This is a genomic window from Streptomyces sp. NPDC036813, assembly GCF_055609245.1.
The window spans coordinates 211,359-228,482 of record NZ_JBVJPV010000005.1; the positions used below are offsets into that span (position 1 = coordinate 211,359).

18 protein-coding genes are annotated in these 17,124 nt (G+C 73.9%); 9 read left to right on the top strand and 9 right to left on the bottom strand.

Annotated features, from left to right (window positions below):
- Nucleotides 1-93 precede the first annotated feature (93 nt).
- A complete protein-coding gene (locus ACZ67Q_RS13465; protein ID WP_471180592.1) occupies nt 94-474 on the top strand; it encodes an anti-sigma factor antagonist in 381 nt (126 codons plus the stop codon).
- Nucleotides 475-544: 70 nt separating this feature from the next.
- Here the strand turns inward: ACZ67Q_RS13465 and ACZ67Q_RS13470 are convergent, their stop codons facing one another.
- Nucleotides 545-1,501 carry a ribose-phosphate diphosphokinase gene (locus ACZ67Q_RS13470; protein WP_471180595.1) on the bottom strand — a complete coding sequence of 319 codons (957 nt, stop codon included), beginning with the start codon at nt 1,499-1,501 and terminating at the stop codon, nt 545-547.
- A gap of 216 nt (nt 1,502-1,717) precedes the next feature.
- On the opposite strand from ACZ67Q_RS13470, the gene ACZ67Q_RS13475 reads away from it, so the two are divergent.
- From ACZ67Q_RS13475 to ACZ67Q_RS13485, 3 genes are all read left to right on the top strand, one after another.
- A complete protein-coding gene (locus ACZ67Q_RS13475; protein ID WP_471180598.1) occupies nt 1,718-2,320 on the top strand; it encodes a TetR/AcrR family transcriptional regulator in 603 nt (200 codons plus the stop codon).
- Between the two features lie 213 nt (nt 2,321-2,533).
- Nucleotides 2,534-4,390 (top strand): tetracycline resistance ribosomal protection protein Otr(A), encoded by a 1,857-nt coding sequence (gene otr(A), locus ACZ67Q_RS13480; RefSeq protein ID WP_471180601.1) that lies wholly within the window; start codon nt 2,534-2,536, stop codon nt 4,388-4,390.
- A 67-nt stretch (nt 4,391-4,457) separates the two neighbouring features.
- Entirely contained in the window at nt 4,458-5,132 is a 675-nt protein-coding gene (locus tag ACZ67Q_RS13485) for a DUF4230 domain-containing protein (RefSeq protein WP_471180604.1), read from the top strand.
- On the opposite strand, the gene ACZ67Q_RS13490 is transcribed toward ACZ67Q_RS13485, so the two are convergent.
- From ACZ67Q_RS13490 to ACZ67Q_RS13515, 6 genes are all read right to left on the bottom strand, one after another.
- Nucleotides 5,133-6,893: a complex I subunit 5 family protein gene (locus ACZ67Q_RS13490; protein ID WP_471180606.1), complete on the bottom strand. Its 1,761-nt coding sequence runs from the start codon at nt 6,891-6,893 to the stop codon at nt 5,133-5,135.
- The gene (locus tag ACZ67Q_RS13495; protein WP_471181092.1) at nt 6,893-7,240 is read right to left on the bottom strand and encodes a sodium:proton antiporter; all 348 of its coding nucleotides are present in this window, start codon (nt 7,238-7,240) and stop codon (nt 6,893-6,895) included. The genes ACZ67Q_RS13490 and ACZ67Q_RS13495 overlap by 1 nt, the downstream gene beginning before the upstream one ends.
- Nucleotides 7,241-7,248: 8 nt before the next feature.
- Entirely contained in the window at nt 7,249-8,010 is a 762-nt protein-coding gene (locus ACZ67Q_RS13500; RefSeq protein WP_471180609.1) for an MnhB domain-containing protein, read from the bottom strand.
- Complete coding sequence (locus tag ACZ67Q_RS13505; protein ID WP_471180612.1) at nt 8,007-8,276, bottom strand: Na(+)/H(+) antiporter subunit B; 270 nt, start codon at nt 8,274-8,276, stop codon at nt 8,007-8,009. Before ACZ67Q_RS13505 ends, ACZ67Q_RS13500 begins: the two co-directional genes overlap by 4 nt.
- A 267-nt stretch (nt 8,277-8,543) precedes the next feature.
- On the bottom strand, nt 8,544-8,996 hold the full coding sequence (locus tag ACZ67Q_RS13510) for a monovalent cation/H+ antiporter complex subunit F (RefSeq protein ID WP_471180615.1): 453 nt from the start codon (nt 8,994-8,996) through the stop codon (nt 8,544-8,546).
- Nucleotides 8,993-9,175, bottom strand: a complete 183-nt coding sequence (locus ACZ67Q_RS13515) for a hypothetical protein (protein ID WP_471180617.1) — start codon at nt 9,173-9,175, stop codon at nt 8,993-8,995. The genes ACZ67Q_RS13510 and ACZ67Q_RS13515 overlap by 4 nt, the downstream gene beginning before the upstream one ends.
- Before the next feature lie 220 nt (nt 9,176-9,395).
- Here ACZ67Q_RS13515 and ACZ67Q_RS13520 point away from each other — a divergent pair, with 220 nt between their 5' ends.
- Together ACZ67Q_RS13520 and ACZ67Q_RS13525 are read left to right on the top strand one after the other, a co-directional pair.
- Entirely contained in the window at nt 9,396-9,944 is a 549-nt protein-coding gene (locus ACZ67Q_RS13520; protein WP_471180620.1) for a VanZ family protein, read from the top strand.
- A 158-nt stretch (nt 9,945-10,102) separates the two neighbouring features.
- The gene (locus tag ACZ67Q_RS13525; protein ID WP_471180623.1) at nt 10,103-11,338 is read left to right on the top strand and encodes a lectin; all 1,236 of its coding nucleotides are present in this window, start codon (nt 10,103-10,105) and stop codon (nt 11,336-11,338) included.
- Nucleotides 11,339-11,350: 12 nt separating this feature from the next.
- On the opposite strand, the gene ACZ67Q_RS13530 is transcribed toward ACZ67Q_RS13525, so the two are convergent.
- Both ACZ67Q_RS13530 and ACZ67Q_RS13535 read right to left on the bottom strand, forming a co-directional pair.
- The gene (locus ACZ67Q_RS13530) at nt 11,351-11,593 is read right to left on the bottom strand and encodes a hypothetical protein (protein WP_361629608.1); all 243 of its coding nucleotides are present in this window, start codon (nt 11,591-11,593) and stop codon (nt 11,351-11,353) included.
- Nucleotides 11,594-11,953: 360 nt separating this feature from the next.
- Entirely contained in the window at nt 11,954-12,763 is an 810-nt protein-coding gene (locus tag ACZ67Q_RS13535; protein WP_471180626.1) for an SDR family oxidoreductase, read from the bottom strand.
- A gap of 617 nt (nt 12,764-13,380) precedes the next feature.
- Between ACZ67Q_RS13535 and ACZ67Q_RS13540 the strand changes: the two genes are divergently transcribed.
- From ACZ67Q_RS13540 to ACZ67Q_RS13550, 3 genes are read left to right on the top strand one after another with little or no spacing between them, the layout of a single operon-like run.
- Nucleotides 13,381-14,421, top strand: a complete 1,041-nt coding sequence (locus tag ACZ67Q_RS13540) for a PHP domain-containing protein (protein WP_471180629.1) — start codon at nt 13,381-13,383, stop codon at nt 14,419-14,421.
- Nucleotides 14,422-14,460: 39 nt separating this feature from the next.
- Entirely contained in the window at nt 14,461-15,117 is a 657-nt protein-coding gene (locus ACZ67Q_RS13545) for an HAD family hydrolase (RefSeq protein ID WP_471180632.1), read from the top strand.
- A 31-nt stretch (nt 15,118-15,148) separates the two neighbouring features.
- Nucleotides 15,149-16,372 (top strand): FUSC family protein, encoded by a 1,224-nt coding sequence (locus ACZ67Q_RS13550; protein WP_471180635.1) that lies wholly within the window; start codon nt 15,149-15,151, stop codon nt 16,370-16,372.
- Nucleotides 16,373-17,124 lie beyond the last annotated feature (752 nt).

The window sequence follows — 17,124 nt, forward strand, 5'->3', positions numbered from 1 at the left end:
ACATGCTCAAATACTGTCGGCCGAGGGTAACTTGCAGGACGGGAGCCCCTGTTGGGGTTCCCGTCCATGCAGCGGTTTGGAGGCGATGCCGTCGTGCAGCAGGACCCTGCGCCGCCCACGCGTCATCTGCGCGTCCGCGCCGACCGGGGTCACACGGTGCTGGAGTTCCGCGGCGAGATCGACATCGCCGCCGCGGCCGAGATCGCCCCGCACCTCGACCGGGCCACCGCCGGCCCCGCGCCCCGCGTGGTGATCGACCTGAGCGGGGTGGAGTTCTTCGACTGCTCCGGGCTGCGTCTGCTGTACCGGGCCCGGCGACGCGTGCTGGAGCGGGACGGCCGGATCCATCTGGTGTGCACGCACGCCCTCACCCTGCGGGTGCTGCGGCTGACCGGGCTCGCCCGGCTGCTGCCCCCGCAGCCGACACGGGACGCGGCCCTGGGCTGCCCGGGGGCGACATCCGGCCATCTGTAGGCGTCCACAGCCCTCTTGGGACCGCCGGCGGCACGGCGCCCGGCGCGGGTTCACGGCGCCCGGCGCGGGTTCACGGCGTCTCGCGCGGGGCGTCGAACAGGGCGCTGACGGACTCGCCGTTGTGGATGCGCCGTACCGCCTCGGCGAGCGCCGGGGCGACCGTGAGGACGCGCAGCTTGTCCGTGCGCTCCTCGGCAGGCACCGGCACCGTGTTGGTGCACACGATCTCCAGCACGTCCGGCTGCTCACTGAGCCGCTTGAGCGTGCCCGCCGCGAACAGCCCGTGGGTGCACGCCACCCGCACCGAGCGCGGCCCCGCCTCCCGCAGCCGCTCCAGCAGTTCCAGGACCGTACTGCCCTTGGCGATCTCGTCGTCGAGGACGATGACGTCCCGCCCGGCGACGTCGCCGATGACCGAGCTGATGCTGACCCGGTCGTCCGCGTAGCGCTGCTTGGCGCCGGCCGCCACCTGCGCGCCGATCATCCGGGCGAAGGCCGCCGCCTCCTTGGCGTTGCCGAGGTCCGGCGAGACGACCGTGGTGCGGCTCAGGTCGTAGCGCCGGAAGTACGCGGCCAGTTCGCGCCGGGCGTGCAGATGGTCCACCGGGACCGAGAAGAAGCCGTGCACCTGCGGCGAGTGCAGCGTCATGGCCAGCACCCGGCCCGCTCCGGCCGCCACGAGCAGATCGGCGACGAGCCGCCCGCCGAGGGAGATGCGCGGCGCGTCCTTCTTGTCGGAACGGGCGTAGGAGTAGTGCGGCAGTACGACGCTGATGCGCGCCGCGGAGGCGCCGCGGGCGGCGTCGCACATCAGCAGCAGCTCCACCAGATGCTCCTGGACCGGCCTGACCAGCGGCTGGATCAGGAACACGTCCCGCTCCCGGCAGTTGGCCCGCAGCTGCACCTCCAGACAGTCGTTGGCGAACCGGCTCACCCGGGTGGGACTGAGCGGGACCCCGAGCTGGGCGCAGACCTCCTCGGCCAGCTCCGGGTGGGCGCTTCCGCTGAACACGGCGATGTCTCGCACCTGGGCCTCCTCGTGGGCAGTTGCGGCCGACGGCCCCCGCCGACTGGTGTACCCGGCGGACCCCGGGCCGCAGTCCTGCCGGGGGTACCCGCCGGGACGCAGGAGCCGCGCTGGGCTATTTTTTAATGTCAAATTCAATAAACCTGATCCGGCTGCCTGAAGCTCAAGCCAGGAGCCACTTGAACAACTCGAACCGGCCGGTAAAGAATGGCGGGCATGGCGAGACCGAAGAACCAGGGCGCGCGCCGCGAGGCGCTGATCGAGGCGGCCGGCCGGGCGATCTCCGAGCGCGGCATCGCCGCGCTGCGGATCAAGGACATCGCCGCGGAGGCGGGCGTCTCGGCGGGGTCGGTGCTGTACTACTACCCGGAACTCGACGACCTCGTCTTCGAGGTGCACAGCGGCGCCGTGGAGCGCTTCCTCGGCCGGCGCCACGCCGTCACCGACGCCCTGCGCGACCCGGTCGAGCGGCTGCGCGCCGCCGCCGGGTCCGGCCTGCCCGCCCACGCCGACGACGCGGACCACCGGCTGCTGTACGAGCTGCACGGCCTGGCCGACCGCAGTACCGCGCACGCCGCGCTGATGGGCTCGCTCTTCGCCCGGGAGACCGCGCTCTACTCGACGATCCTCGAACTGGGCGCCGCGGCGGGTGAGTTCATCCTCTCCGAAGCGGTGGCGGACATCGCGCGCAACCTGGTCACCCTGGAGGACGGCTACGGCCTGCACATCATCAGCCGCAACGCCGCCGTGGACCGTGCCACGGCGCTGCGCCTGCTGCTCGGCTACGCCCGCTCGGCCACCGGCTGCCCCCGCCTGTGACGCGGGGACCCCAGGGCACCGCGCCGCCGCCGGCCGCCGGCAGGAAGGCGACCAGTCGCCCGGGCGGCGGTAATTCGGTTGCGGCCGGTCGGCGGTGTGCCGTCATGATGACCCCGTCCGAGTTCCCTCACCCCCGGAGCCCCCGCATGCGCCGACTCCTCGGAATCACCCAGCCCACCTTCCGGCTCCCGGTTCCCGAGGACATCACCCCGCATGCACACCCTGAACATCGGCATTCTCGCCCACGTCGACGCCGGTAAGACCAGCCTGTCCGAGCGGCTGCTGTTCGACCACGGGGCGATCGACCGCCTCGGCAGCGTCGACGCCGGCGACACCCGCACGGACGACGGGGCGATCGAGCGGCAGCGCGGCATCACCGTCCGGTCGGCCGTCGCCTCCTTCACCGCGCACGGCACACAGATCAACCTCATCGACACCCCCGGCCACTCCGACTTCATCGCCGAGGTCGAGCGCGCCCTCGAGGTGCTGGACGGGGCGGTGCTGCTGCTGTCCGCGGTGGAGGGCGTACAGGCGCAGACGCGTGTGCTCATGCGCACGCTGAGGCGGCTGCGGCTGCCCACCCTGATCTTCGTCAACAAGATCGACCGCACCGGCGCCCGGGCCGGCGACCTGCTCGCCGACATTCGCCGCCGGCTCACCCCGCACATCGCCCCGCTCACCGACGTCACCGGCGTCGGCACCCCGCGGGCCACCGTAAGGCCGTACCCCCCGAAGGCGCGGACAGCCGAGGCGCTCGCCGAGGTCGACTCCGGCGTGCTCGCGGCGCTCGTGGACGGCCCGGCGCCGACTCCGCGGCAGGTGCGCGCCGCCCTGGCCGCCCGCACCGGCGACGGCTCCTTCCATCCCGTGTACTTCGGCTCCGCCCTCGGCGGCGAGGGCGTCGCCGAGCTGGTTCGCGGAATCGTCGAATTCGTCCCCGTACCGAAACCGTCCGGGACCGGGGAACCGCGCGGCACGGTGTTCGCGGTGCGCCCGGGCCCCGGCGGCGAGCGGACCGCGTATCTGCGGCTGTACGACGGTGAGGTGACGCCACGTCAGTGGCTGACGTTCCTGCGGCGCGAGGCGGACGGGCGGGTCGGCGAGGTCAGGGTGCGGGCCGGCCGGACCGCGGTGACCGGCCGCCCGGGAGAGACGCTCAGCGCCGGGAACATCGCGTCCCTCTCCGGCGTGCCCGGCCTGCGCGTCGGCGACCGGCTCGGCGAACTCGCCGCGAGCGCACCGCAGTTCGCGCCGCCGACGCTGGAGACGGTGGTGCGGGCCCGGCACCGCGGCCGTGCGGCGGCGTTGCGCGCGGCACTGCTCGCCCTCGCCGACCAGGACCCCCTGCTGCACGCCCGCCCGGCCCCCGACGGGGCGACCTCGCTGCTGCTGTACGGCGAGGTACAGCTGGGGGTGCTCGCGGCCACGCTGGTCCAGGACTTCGGGATCGAGGCGGACTTCACGCCCGGCCGGGTGCGGATGCTGGAGCGGCCGGCCGGGACCGGAGAGGCGCACGAGGAGATGCCGTGGCACGACCGCACCCGCTACTGGGCGACGATCGGCCTGCGGGTGGAACCCGGACCGCCCGGCTCCGGCGGGGTGTTCGGCTACGAGACGGAGCTGGGCGCGCTGCCCCGCGCCTTCCACCAGGCGATCGAGGACACCGTCCACGCGACGATGCTCACCGGCCCGCACGGCTGGGAGGTCACCGACTACCGGGTCACCCTGGTCCGCTCCGGCTTCTGCTCCCCGGTCAGCACCGCCGCCGACTTCCGCGGGCTCACCCCGATCGTGCTGCGCCGCGCCCTGCGGCAGGCCGGAACACGGGTGTACGAGCCGTACCACACCTTCGAGGCGGAGGTGCCGCCGGACGCGCTCACCGCGGTGACCGCGCAGCTCGCCGCCTGCACGGCCGATGTCGAGGCGACAGCCCCGGCACCAACGGGCTGGCTGATCACCGGCGAGCTGCCGGCCCGGCGGGTGCGTGAGATGGAGCTGCGACTGCCCGGGCTCACCCGGGGCGAGGGGGTGTGGTGGTCACGCCCGTCCGGTGAGCGGCCCGCCCGCTGAGGGCCGACAGGGCTGTCTGGAAACGAGCTTGGCGGGCATGCGGACGTCAGGAAGGAGGGCCGTCGTCATGACCGATGCCCCCGCGCCACCCGCCCGTCCGTCGCGTCGCCTGCCCGGCTGGGCGAAGGTGCTGCTGTCCGTGGTGCTGGTGCTCGCCGTGTTCTTCGCGGGGCTGCGGCTGAGCGTGCTGCCGGGCCTGCGGGACCTGTTCGGCACCGAGACCCGCGACCGCTCCGGTCCCGCGCTGCTCAAGTCGGTGAGGGACATGAGCCGTTACGACGCCGCCTCCGGCACCTTCCAGGTCGTCGTCGACCTCGAGAAGGACGCCCGGTTCCTGCCGGACGCCATCCGCGGCACCCGCACCCTGTACGTCGGCGCGGGCACCGTCGACGCCTACGTCGACCTCGGCCGGCTCGGCGAGCGGGACGTGCGCGTCGACGCCGACCGCACGACGGCGACGCTGCGCCTGCCGCACGCGCAGCTGGGCCGGCCCGCCCTCGACCCCGACCACTCCTACGCCGTCTCCAAGCAGCGCGGCCTGCTCGACCGCCTCGGCGACCTGTTCTCCGACAACCCCAACAGCGAGCAGGCCGTGCAGAAGCTGGCCGTGCGGCACATCGGGGAAGCAGCGCGCGGCAGCGGACTGACCACGCGGGCGGAGGCCAACACCACCGCCATGCTTCAGGGACTGCTGCGCTCGCTCGGCTTCAAGGAGGTGCACGTGTCCTACGGCGGCACGTGATCAGCCGCCGAGCACCCCGGGCAGGGCGAGCGCGCCGAGCAGGGTCGTGCCCACCAGTACCCACGCCACGTAGTCGCCGATGTGCCCGGACTGCAGACGGCGCAGCGGCAGCGCCCGGCGCGGGGCGGCCAGCAGCTTCGGGCGGGTGACGGCGACAGCGGCGAGGGCCACGGCGAGCAGCGTGGACAGCAGGCCCAGCAGCACCCCGGGCAGTGTCCAGTGCACATCGCTGCGCAGCCCGCCGGAGCCGGCCTCGTTCACGGCGTCGGCGACGGCCGTGCCGACGCCGGGTACCACGCCGACGGCGAGCGAGCCGGCCAGCAGCAGTGCCGGGACCGCCCGCATGGTGTCGGGGACCCGGGTGATCCGGCGTCCGGTCTCGGGTTCCTCGTCGGCGCCGGTCGTCTCGTACGCGCCGCTGTCCTGCGGCTTCGGACCGAGACCGAGGAAGACCCGTGCCGTCACCCGCAGCACCGCGCCGGCGGTGATGGCGGAGACGGCGACGTAGAGCACGGTGAGCGCGCCGCCCGCGGCCTCCTCGCCGACCGCCTTGCCGAGACCGGTGCCGAAGGGGGGCAGCCCGGCCAGGGCGAGCCCGCCGATGGCGAACATGAGCGCGACCGCGCGCATCCGGCGGCCCCGGCCGTGCAGTGCCTGTTCGTCGAGACTGCCGAAGCGGTCCAGGAGGAGGCCGGCGCAGGCGAAGAGCGCCGCCTTCACCCCGGCGTGACCGAGGAGGTAGATCGCCACCCCGTCGTCGGCCTCGGGCGTGAGCTGCCCGATGCCCAGCAGGAACAGGCCGGTGTGAGCGACGGTGGAGTAGGCGAGCAGCCGTTTGACGTGCCGCTGGTACCAGCACATCACCGCGCCGACCACGGCGCTCAGTGCGCCCGGCACCACCAGGGCGTGCCCGGCGTCGGATGCGGGCACCCCGCCCGGCCCGGAGAAGATGGTGGAGTACACCCGCCACACGCCGTACACGCCGAGTTCCACCATGACGCCGGACAGCAGCATGCACACCGGGGTCGGTGCGACGGCGTGCGCGTCGGGCAGCCAGAAGTGGAACGGCAGGGCGGCCGCCTTGACCATCAGGCCGGTCAGCACCAGCACGAACGCGGTCAGTACCAGGGCGTCCGGCTTGCCGTGCGCGTCGAGGCCGCGCCCGATCGCCGTCATCGACAGCTCCCCGGTACGCCCGTACAGCAGGCCGACGCCCATCAGCATCGCGTACGCGCCGAGGGAGGTGACGACGGCGAAGGTCAGCGCGCCCTGCACGGCGCTGGGTTCCTCGATGCGGTAGCCGGTCAGGGCGTAGGCGACGACGCTCATCAGCTCGAAGAACACGAACGCGTTGAACAGGTCACCGGCGATCGCGAACCCGCACATCCCGGCCTGGAAGGCCAGCATCAGCGCGGGGAAGGACCCGGCGTGCCGGCGCGGCGGTTCGTCGAAGTAGCGCCAGGAGTACACCAGGGCCGCGAGCGTGAGCAGGGAGGCCAGCGCGGCGAGCCCGAGGCCGGGGCCGTCCCCGACGACGACGATGCCGACGCTCTCGCCGTTCACGGGCAGCCAGCCGCCGACCCACTCCACCATGGGCGGCGAGGAGTTCAGCAGCAGCACCAGCGCGAGGGAGAGGGTGCCGGCGGAGACCAGACAGCCGATGGTCTCGGCGGCGGGTCGGGGCAGCCGGCGGCCCCCGGCGACGAGCAGGCCCGCCCCGAGCATCGGGAGCGCGACGAGCAGCGGGATCAGATGGTGCATCAGCCGCGCAGCTCGGACAGCTCGTCGGGGTCGACCGTGCCGTGCCTCTTGGCGATCTGCACGACGAGGGCGAGCAGCAGGGCGGTGACCGTGGCGCCGACGACGACGTCGGTCAGCGCGAGCGCCTGCACGACCGGGTCGACGACGGGCCGCGAACCGGGCTTGATGTCGGAGAACACGGGCGCGGTGGCGCCGTCGCGGTAGCCGACGGCCAGCAGCAGGACGTAGGTGCCGGCCTGGCAGACGGACAGACAGCCCACGGCGTGGATGAGGTTGCGGCTGGTGGCGAGGCCGTAGGCGCCGGCCAGGAACACCCAGGCGGCGACGAGGTACGGCAGGACGTGCATCACGTCGGTCACCCGTTCTCCTTTCCTTGCCCGTTCCCCGGCTCCTCCACGATCTCCACGGCCTGGTCCAGGAAGCGGGCGAGCAGGACGACGATCGCGCAGGCGACCTCCATGCCGATGGCCGCGTTCAGCAGCGGGACGAGCCCGCCGGAGGAGAGCGTGTTGAACGTGCCGTACGGCAGCAGTGTGTTGGCGAGGAAGGCGGCGCCGGCGAGGACGCAGGCGATGCCGGTGACCAGGTAGGCGCAGGCGGCGACCGCGTCGCCGGCCTCGTACAGGCCGAGCGGGCGGATGCGTTCGAGGGCGCGGTAGTCGGCGCCGAGGTAGAGCAGGTGCAGGGCGGTCGCGGTGACGACACCGCCCTGGAAGCCGCCGCCGGGGCTGAGCTGACCGTGCGCGATCACGTACAGGCCGGTGAGCACGGCGACGGGCAGCACGACGAGGGCGTAGCGGCGCACCGGGCGGGCCACGTCCGCGGGCTGCGGGGCGGCACGGTGTTCGTCGCGGGCCTGGCGCAGCAGCACGACACAGCCGAGCACGCAGGCGAACAGGATGCTCATCTCGCCGAGGGTGTCGTACGCGCGCAGGTCGAAGTTGACCGACGCGATCGTGTTGGCCGTCTGCCGGCTGAGGGCGGCGCGTACGGCCCGGTCGCCGTAGGGGTGGCCGCGGCCGCCGAACGACGGCAGGTCGAGGCAGGCGGCGACGAGCAGCGCGGCGAGGCCGGCACCGCCGAGCGCCACGAGCCACAGCCGGGCCCGGCGGCTCATGGAGCGCTCCCCTTGCCGTCGGCGTCCTTGGCGCGGCGGCGGACCTTGCGGACCGTCAGCAGCAGCAACAGCGGGGTGACCGCGGCGCCCACCGCGAGCTGGGACAGGCCGACGTCGGGTGCCTGGAGGACGGTGAACAGCACGGCGAGCACCAGGCCGAGCACGGACAGCACCAGCGACTGCCGCGCGGGGTCGCGGGTCGCCACGGCAGCGGTCGCGCCCCCGGCCACGAGCACCAGCGCGACGACGATGACGGCATCGGTCACCGAGACATCGCCTCCTCCTGCACGGCAGCCCCCGGCCGGATGAACCGACGACGGCGCCCCGCGGCCAGGCGCCCTGACCGCCACAGGCGGTCAAGGGGCGCGGGGAACGGCGCGGCCGGCCACAACGCAGACCTCACAGGCCGGTGCAGGCACAAAAGGGGCGCGGAGAACGGCGCGACCAGCCACGACGAGACCCGCACAGACCGCCGCAGGCGGCCCTGGACATCCACCCCCGCACGGAGTGCAGGCCGCACCGGGGAACAGGCATCAGCCACCTCGCACCCCCGTGATCCCGCCGGACAGGGCGCGGGAGGCGATCAGGTTGCCGGCGATGAGCAGCGCGCCGATCACCAGCAGCTTGACCATGGCCCGGCCGGGCCCGGTCGCCGCGCACAGGGCCACGACGGTCACCGCGCCGACGCCGGCGGCCGCCCAGGTCGCGCCCCGGGCGCGCGGCGGGTCGTCGGCGAGTTCGTCGGCGAGCAGCCGGGCGAAGACGAGGGTGCCGACCGGACCGAGCAGCGCGAGCAGCAGGGCGAGGTCGACGTAGGAGGTGCGCTGGTAACCCTGGGAGAGCAGCAGCAGGCCGGGGCAGACCAGGGCGGTGGACAGGTTCTGGGCGACGGCGCGGCGGCGCAACGGGCCGGTGGCGACGCCCCACAGGGCCGCCCCGGCGCCGGCGGCCAGGACGACGGCCGCCGCGAGGAGCCAGCCGTTCACGGTTCGGTCACCGCCCGCCGGGCGGCCCGCGCTGCGACGGCACCGACCGCGGCCGCGCCGCCGCCCACCGCGAACTCCAGCGGGTAGACGGCGCTGATCAGCATCAGCCACAGCACCGCGAGCGCGGCCCACCAGGCGAGGAGTTCGCCCGCGGCGCGCAGTGCCGTACGCCTCCGCACCGCGCCACCTCCTCGTCGCCGCCGTCACCCGGAGCCTGCGGGCATCCAAGCACCGCGCGTGCTCCGCCGGGCGGCGGCACGCGCGGGTCTGCACCCGGAGTGCCCCGAGCGCAGGAACGGAAACCGGCCGACGGCCGCACGGTCGGGGACGAGCGGCGGAGTGGCCGGACGGATCGCGGGTAACCGCCGTGCCATGCAGGGAACTTGGAGGCAATCCACGATGGCCCGGCTGCCCTTCGCCGGGCGCAAGCCCCGCGCGCGGCGGCAGCCGGAAGGCGGTCAGGGGCCACTGCGCCTGGTCGTGCGGCTGCTGGCGATGGCGTGTGCGTTCGTCCTGATGGTGGCGTTCGCCGTGGTGCTGGCCCGGCTGACGCTGCGGCCCTCCCCGGCCTCGGAGGCGTTCACGCACACCAATCTGCACCCCGGACGCTCCCTGAAGGCGTATCTGGACCAGCCGTCATTGCGCGACGCGGCGAAGCAGATCGGCGGCAATCTGCTGCTCGGTGTGCCGTTCGGGGTGCTGGTGCCGCTGGTCGCGCCGCGCGCCCGGCGCCTGCTGCGGGTCCTGCTGCTGACGGCGGTCGTGATGCTGCTGGTGGAGCTGGCACAGGGGGCGATGATCACCGGGCGGGCCTTCGACATCGACGACGTCATCCTCAACACCACGGGGGCGCTGGCCGGTTACCTGCTGCTGGGACGGCGCATGGGTCGGGCGGTCCACGCACGGGCGGGGCACGCACGGGCGGGGCACGGGCGACGCGACCGGTGAGGTGACGGGCGCTCACGTCCCGCCAACCCCAGGTCTGTACCAGGGTATTGACGTCCCCTTACTTCACTCCTTAAATCAAGAGGCGACACGCACTACTCCCCCACCCCCACCTGGTCCGGCGGCCCGCGCACACGGGCCGCCGGACGGAAGGGAGAGCCGTGGTCCGCCCACGCCTGCTCCGCAGATGTCTCCTCGCCGCCGTCTCCGCCCTGCTCGCCGCGTCCGCCGCGGCGGTCCCGGCCCGGGCGGCGGCCTCCGACGCGGCCCCGGTCGCCGCCGCCACGGTGTTCTCCGACACCTTCGACGGGCCCGCCGGTGCGCCGGTGGACTCCTCGAAGTGGCAGTTGGAGACCGGCGACAACGTCAACAACCACGAGCGGCAGTACTACACGTCCGGCACGAAGAACGCCGCCCTCGACGGGCAGGGCCATCTGGTCATCACCGCCCGGCGCGAGAACCCGGCCGGCTACCAGTGCTGGTACGGCACGTGCCAGTACACCTCGGCGCGGTTGAACACCGCAGGCAGGTTCACCGCGCAGTACGGGCACGTCGAGGCCCGGATGAAGATCCCGCGCGGGCAGGGCATGTGGCCGGCGTTCTGGATGCTGGGTACGCCCGTGAACTGGCCGGACTCCGGTGAGATCGACGTCATGGAGAACGTCGGCTTCGAGCCGGCCACCGTGCACGGCACGATCCACGGCCCCGGCTACTCGGGCTCCGGCGGCATCGGCGCCGCCTACACGCTGCCCGGCGGCCAGGCCTTCGCCGACGCCTTCCACACCTTCGCGGTGGACTGGGCCCCCGACTCGATCACCTGGTCGGTGGACGGCACGGTCTACCAGCGGCGCACCCCCGCCGACCTCGGCGGGAAGACCTGGGTGTTCAACAAGCCGTTCTTCCTCATCCTCAACCTGGCCGTCGGCGGCTACTGGCCCGGCGACCCGGACGGCTCGACCGTCTTCCCGCAGCAGCTGGTGGTCGATCACGTCTCGGTGACGACCGGCAACACGTCCACCGTGGTGCCGATCCGGGGCCTGGCCGGCAAGTGCGTCGACGTCGCCGGGGCGAACTCGGCCAACGGCACCCCTGTCCAGCTCTACGACTGCAACGGCACCGCCGCGCAGGCGTGGACGGCCGGGTCGGACGGCACACTGCGCGCGCTCGGCAAGTGCCTGGACGTCACCGACCGCGGGACGGCGGACGGCTCGACGGTGCAGCTGTGGGACTGCTCGGGCGGCACGAACCAGCAGTGGGTCGTCACCGCCGCGCACGACATCGTCAACCCCCAGGCGAACAAGTGCCTGGACGTCACCGGGGGCAGCTCCGCCAACGGAACCCGGCTGCAGATCTGGACCTGCACCGGCGGCGCCAACCAGAAGTGGACGCTGGGCTGAGCCGCCCGGCGGTCAGCGGCGGCGCAGGGTCCAGGTGAACTTGTCCCCGCCGACCCAGCGCACGACATCGGGGTCTTCCAGGTCGTGGACCTGGATGCCGTACGCGGCGGCGGCCTCGAGGACGTCGACGACGCCCGTTGCCTCACCGACGACCTGACCGTCGATTTCCACGATGCGGAACGGCGGCGTGCCCGGCTGAACACCGAGCACCGTGATGCGCGGTTGGGAGATGTGAGGGCTCGCGACTTCGGTCATGTCATCGAGAGTAGAGCGGAACCGGGACGAACGGGTCATCCGGACGGTCCGTCCAGCAGCTCCGGTACCGCCGCCTCCACAGCGCCCCGCGTGGCCGGACGTCCGAACGCCCCGTGTTCGCCCAGCCGGGTGAGCACGGGGCGATGGTCCGGCCCTGTTCGAAGAGTTCGAAGACGCGCGGGTCGATGCAGGAGGCACGGCACGCCGCGGGCGTATCGCCCGGACGGTGGCTGACCTACTTGACCGCCCGCACGGTCTGGCGGTGCCGGGCCGCCTTGGTGGCGCGGCCGTCCTCGCCGGTCACGGCGCCCGCGAGGACGGTGGCGTGCCAGGACGGTCCGCGGACGCACGGGCGGCCGCTCAGGGCCGGCGCCAGGCGTCACTGTCGAGGTGCGAGCCGGCCTGGGGCCCCATGCGCAGCATGCCGCCGTCCACGGTCCAGGACGCGCCGGTGACGTAGGAGGCGTCGGGTCCGGCCAGGAACGCGATGACGGCGGCGACCTCGCGGGCGTCGCCGGGCCGGCCGAGGGGCACACCGGGCCGGGACTCCGTGTGCACGTCGGTGTCCTCCTGGCCGGTCATGGGGGTCGCGATCTCGCCGGGGGCGACGGCGTTGACGGTGATGCGGTGCTCGGCCAGTTCCAGCGCCATCACCTGGGTGAGCAGGCCGAGGCCGCCCTTGGCCGCGCAGTAGGGGGCGGCACCGACACGGGGCTGGTGCTCGTGCACGGACGTCACGTTCACGATGCGGCCGCCGTCGCCCTGCCGGATCATGTGCCGGGCGGCCTTCTGCCCGCACAGGAACGGGCCGATCAGATCGACGTCCAGCACCTCGCGCACGGTGTCCAGGTCCAGGTCGAGGAAGGGCGTCATGGTGCCCGTACCGGCGTTGTTGACGAGGACGTCGAGCCGTCCCAGCCGGTCGCACAGCGCGTCGACGGCGTCGGCGTCGTCGGGCAGCCGGGTGAGGTCCATCCGCTCCACCTCGGCTCGCCGCCCGACCGCGCGGACCTCCCGCGCGGTCTGCTCGGCGCCCTCGCGGTCGGTGTGCCAGGTGATCCCCACGTCCATACCCGCCCGGGCCAGCTGTACGGCGGTGGCCCGCCCGATCCCCGAATCGGCCCCGGTGACCACGGCGACCTTGCCGCCGGTCGGGCTCGGATCTGGCATGGAAGACCTCCTCGTCCACAGCGAACCGCGATCGGGCCATCGCAGTACCCGAGCACGCCCACCACAAACAACGGCCACAGGCACCGGCACCACCGCCGAACCCCGCCGCACGACGGCAGCGCCGCCCCTGCGGGGCGTCGCCCGACGGCGACGGCCACGGTCAGGGCTTGGCAGCGCACCCGGGATCGGCCGGAGGCGGGAGCCCGGCGCTGACCGCCCGCCAGCAGCCGAGCGGGTCGATGCACCCGCCACGCCGTTGCCGCAGTCGCATACGACGGTGAGGGGCCGGGGTGTGGGGTGTCCGCCCGCAGCGTCAGGCACCGGGCAACGGCACCCTCGTCGGGAACGGGCGGCCGGACCGACGACGGACACCCCCCATCCCGGCCCCGACCCACGACACACCGCAGGCGCGACCGCAACCGACCACGCACCGCACACGGGCCGCCGCAGGCGCAAAAAGGGGCGCGGGGCACGGCGCGACCAGCCACGACGAAACCCGCACACGACGACGCACGGCAGGTCGCCCCTGACAGGACGGCCGGGCGGACCGCCTAGCCGGAGGCGCGTCGCCGTGCAGGCCCCGGCGGGCTGGGGAACCCTGGGTGCAGGAGGTGGCGATGGACCCCGTGGCGGCGCTGGAGCGGATCGCGTTCCTGTTGGAGCGGGCCCAGGAACCGACGTACCGGGTGCGGGCCTTCCGTACCGCGGCGCGGGTGGTCCGGGAGCTGCCGGAGGAGGAACTGCGGGAGCGGGTGCGGGACGGGACGCTGGAGTCACTCAAGGGCGTCGGGCCGAAGACCGCGCAGGTCGTGCAGGAGGCACTCGGCGGACAGACACCCGGCTACCTGCGGAAGCTGGAGGAGGAGGCGGGCAAGGCGCCCGCCGTAGGCGGCGGTGACTCACTGCGGGCGGCGCTGCGCGGTGACTGCCATCTGCACTCGGACTGGTCCGACGGCGGCAGCCCGATCGAGGAGATGGGCCGGGCGGCCGCCGCGCTGGGCCACGACTGGGCCGTCCTGACGGACCACTCCCCGCGCCTGACGGTGGCCCGCGGCCTGTCCCCGGAGCGGCTGCGCGAGCAGCTCGGCGTGGTGGCGGACCTGAACCGTACCTGGGCGCCATTCCGGCTGCTCACCGGCATCGAATGCGACATCCTCGACGACGGCTCCCTGGACCAGGAGCCCGAGCTGCTCGCCGAGCTGGACGTCGTGGTGGTGTCGGTCCACTCCAAGCTCCGTATGGACGCCCGGGCGATGACCCGCCGCATGGTGGCCGCCGTCCGCAACCCGCACGCCGACATCCTCGGCCACTGCACCGGGCGCCTGGTCACGGGCCGGGGACGCCCGGAGTCCCAGTTCGACGCGGACGAGGTGTTCGCCGCGTGTGCCGATTCCGGCACCGCCGTGGAGATCAACAGCCGCCCCGAACGGCTCGACCCGCCCCGCCGTCTGCTGCGCCGCGCGGTCGAGGCGGGCGTGCTGTTCTCGATCGACACCGACGCGCACGCGCCCGGCCAGCTGGACTGGCAGATCAACGGCTGCGCCCGCGCCGAGGAGTGCGGGGTGCCCGCCGAACGTGTCGTCACCACCTGGTCCGCCGACGACCTGCTCGCCTGGACCCGCACCGGCCGCGTGCCGTCCGGCGTGACCGGCGCCTGACGTGGTACCCGTGCGAGCCGCGAGAGAAAGGATCACCGCATGGACCGTGCCGCCGTCTTCGACGTCGACGGAACCCTCGTCGACACCAACCACCTGCATGTCGTCACCTGGTGGGAGGCCCTGCGCCAGGCGGGCCACCGGGTACCGATGCACGCCGTGCACCGGGCGGTCGGCCTCGGCTCCGACGATCTGATCGCCCATCTGCTGGGCGAGGACCGCGACAAGGACCAGGACGGCCGGCTCAGCGCCGCGCACACGGCGCTGTACGGCCAGTACTTCGACCGGTTGCCCGCACTGGCGGAGGCCGGGGCGCTGCTCAAGCGGCTGCACGGCGACGGCTGGGCCGTGGTGCTCGCCACCTCCGCGAGCGGCCCCGAGCTGAAGGCGCTGCGCCGGGCCATCGACGCCGACGACGCCATCACGGCGACCGCCAGCTCCGACGACGTCGAGGAGGGCAAGCCCGCCCCGGAGCCCGTCGAACACGCGCTGGAACTGGCCGGGGTGAGTCCCGAGCGGGCGGTGTTCGTCGGCGACACGGTGTGGGACATGCAGGCCGGCCGCCGCGCCGGGGTGCGCTGCGTGGGCGTGCTGTGCGGGGGCATCCCGCGCGCCGACCTGGAGGAGGCGGGCGCGCAGGCGGTCTACGCCGATCCCGCCGATCTGCTGGCCCGCCTCGACGACAGCCCCTTTGGGTGATCGATACGCACCTGCGGGATACCCGTCGCGCATGACACGAGCGAGGGACGCCGTACGGGGTGAGGCACACGCCATCGGACGGGCGGTGAGCGGGGCCGTGCGCGGCCCGGGCCGCGAGCGGGATCTGGTGGTGCAGTCGCTGAAGGCGGCGGCGGCCGGGCTGCTGGCGTGGGTGGTGGCACGGATCTGGCTGAACGACCCGATGGCGCTGATGGCACCCTGGGTGGCCGTGGTGCTGGTGCAGGCGACCGTCTACAGCTCGCTGCGCCGGGGCACCCAGCAGTTCGCCGCGATCTGCGCGGGCGCGCTGATCGCTTCGGGGGCGCAGGCGGTGACCGACGACACGACCGGCGCGCTCGCCGTGTCGCTGCCGCTGCTGATGCTGCTGGCGAACTGGCCGCGCTTCGGCGACCAGGGCGTGTACGCGGCGACGACGGCCATCTTCACGCTGACGGCGGGCCCGGTGTCGGCGTCGGCGGTCGGCCACCGCATCGGCCAGGCGGCGCTCGGCGCGGTGATCGGGGTCGCGGTCAACGCGTTCGTGCTGCCGCCGGTGCATCTGCGGGACGTACGGGAGAACCTGTCGGCGCTGGCCCGGGAGGCGGGTGACACGTTGCATCTGGTCGCGTCGGGGCTGCGCGAGGGCGACTGGGACGCCTCGGTGACCACCGAGTGGTCGCGCGCCGCCGACCGGCTCCAGCGGCGGTGCCGGGGACTGGGCTCGGCCCGTGCCTGGAGCGAGGAGTCTTTGCGCCTGACCTCCGCGCCGCTGCGTGCGCTGCACCGGGTGCCGCAGGGGGTGCCGCCCCGGTCGGAGGACGAGCGGTTCGGCCGGGTCGCCGGACATGTCACGGCGCTGACCCGGGCGCTCGCGGTCGCCGCCGACGACGCGCGCACCCCGGCCCCGCCCCAGGGCGAGGCACTGCGGTTGTACGCGAGCCTGCTGGAGCTGATCGGGGACGCCTGCCGCGCCGAGGCGGACCGGCTCGGCGATCCGCACGCCGGGCCGCCTGTGGGCGACGCCCGGCGCGAGGAGGAGATGGAGGAGCTACGGCGCCGGCTCCAGAAGAGCCTTCAGGAACACGTGGGCCTGGGCGCCTCGGTCGCGACGGTCCTGGGGACGCTGCTGCTGGAGGCGGAGAGCATCTGGGCGGAGGCGGTACCGGGCCAGGACGGCGACCGCGAGGACACCGACGCCTCCCCCGTGACGCAGATCACCTCAAACGGCGACAAGCCGGGGAACACCGGCCGGTAGTCACCCGTTGAACCCACCGTGGGTGCGGATGGGACAGTGTCCCCGGGCCTCACCTTTTGCCCACAGGGACGATCGTTCGGCTGAAGCCCTGTGGAGCCTTTCGCCGAGAGGCGACCGCCATCCGCGCCCACCACAGTCAGCCCCGACCGGCATCCCCCCGTCCGGTCGGGGCGCTTTCCTGTCCACAGCCGCGCCCCGGAAGCGGCTCCGGGCGATTTCCACGCGGCTCGCAGTGGCACCGGGCGGGCAGCTTTCCCCGCCGGAACTCCCAGCCCGGACCGGCACCGGGCGGCTTCCTCCGCCCGAGCCCCCCATCCCAGCGACGGCGTCCGGCGAGAACCCGCAGGCCCCCGCGCCCGGGAAAGAGGCCGGGCGTCTTCCCGCCTGGCCTCCGGCCCCGAAGCTGCGCCGGGCACTTCCGTCCCGGACTCCCGCCCGGAAGCGACGCCGGGCAATTCCGTCCCGGACCCCTGCCCCGGAAGCGACGCCGCGCGAATTCCCACCAGGGACACCCGCCACTCCGGCGCGCCGCGGCCGCTTCCCCGGCCCGGGAGTGGCGCCCGGCTGCATCCTCCCGCCGGGATCTCCCATCCCAGGAGCGGCGCCAGGCTTGTCCCCAACCGAACCCCCGCCCCGGAACCGCCGCCGCGCGTACCCCCACCAGGGACACCCGCCACTCCGGCGCGCCGCGGCCGCTTCCCCGGCCCGGGAGTGGCGCCCGGCTGCATCCTCCCGCCGGGATCTCCCATCCC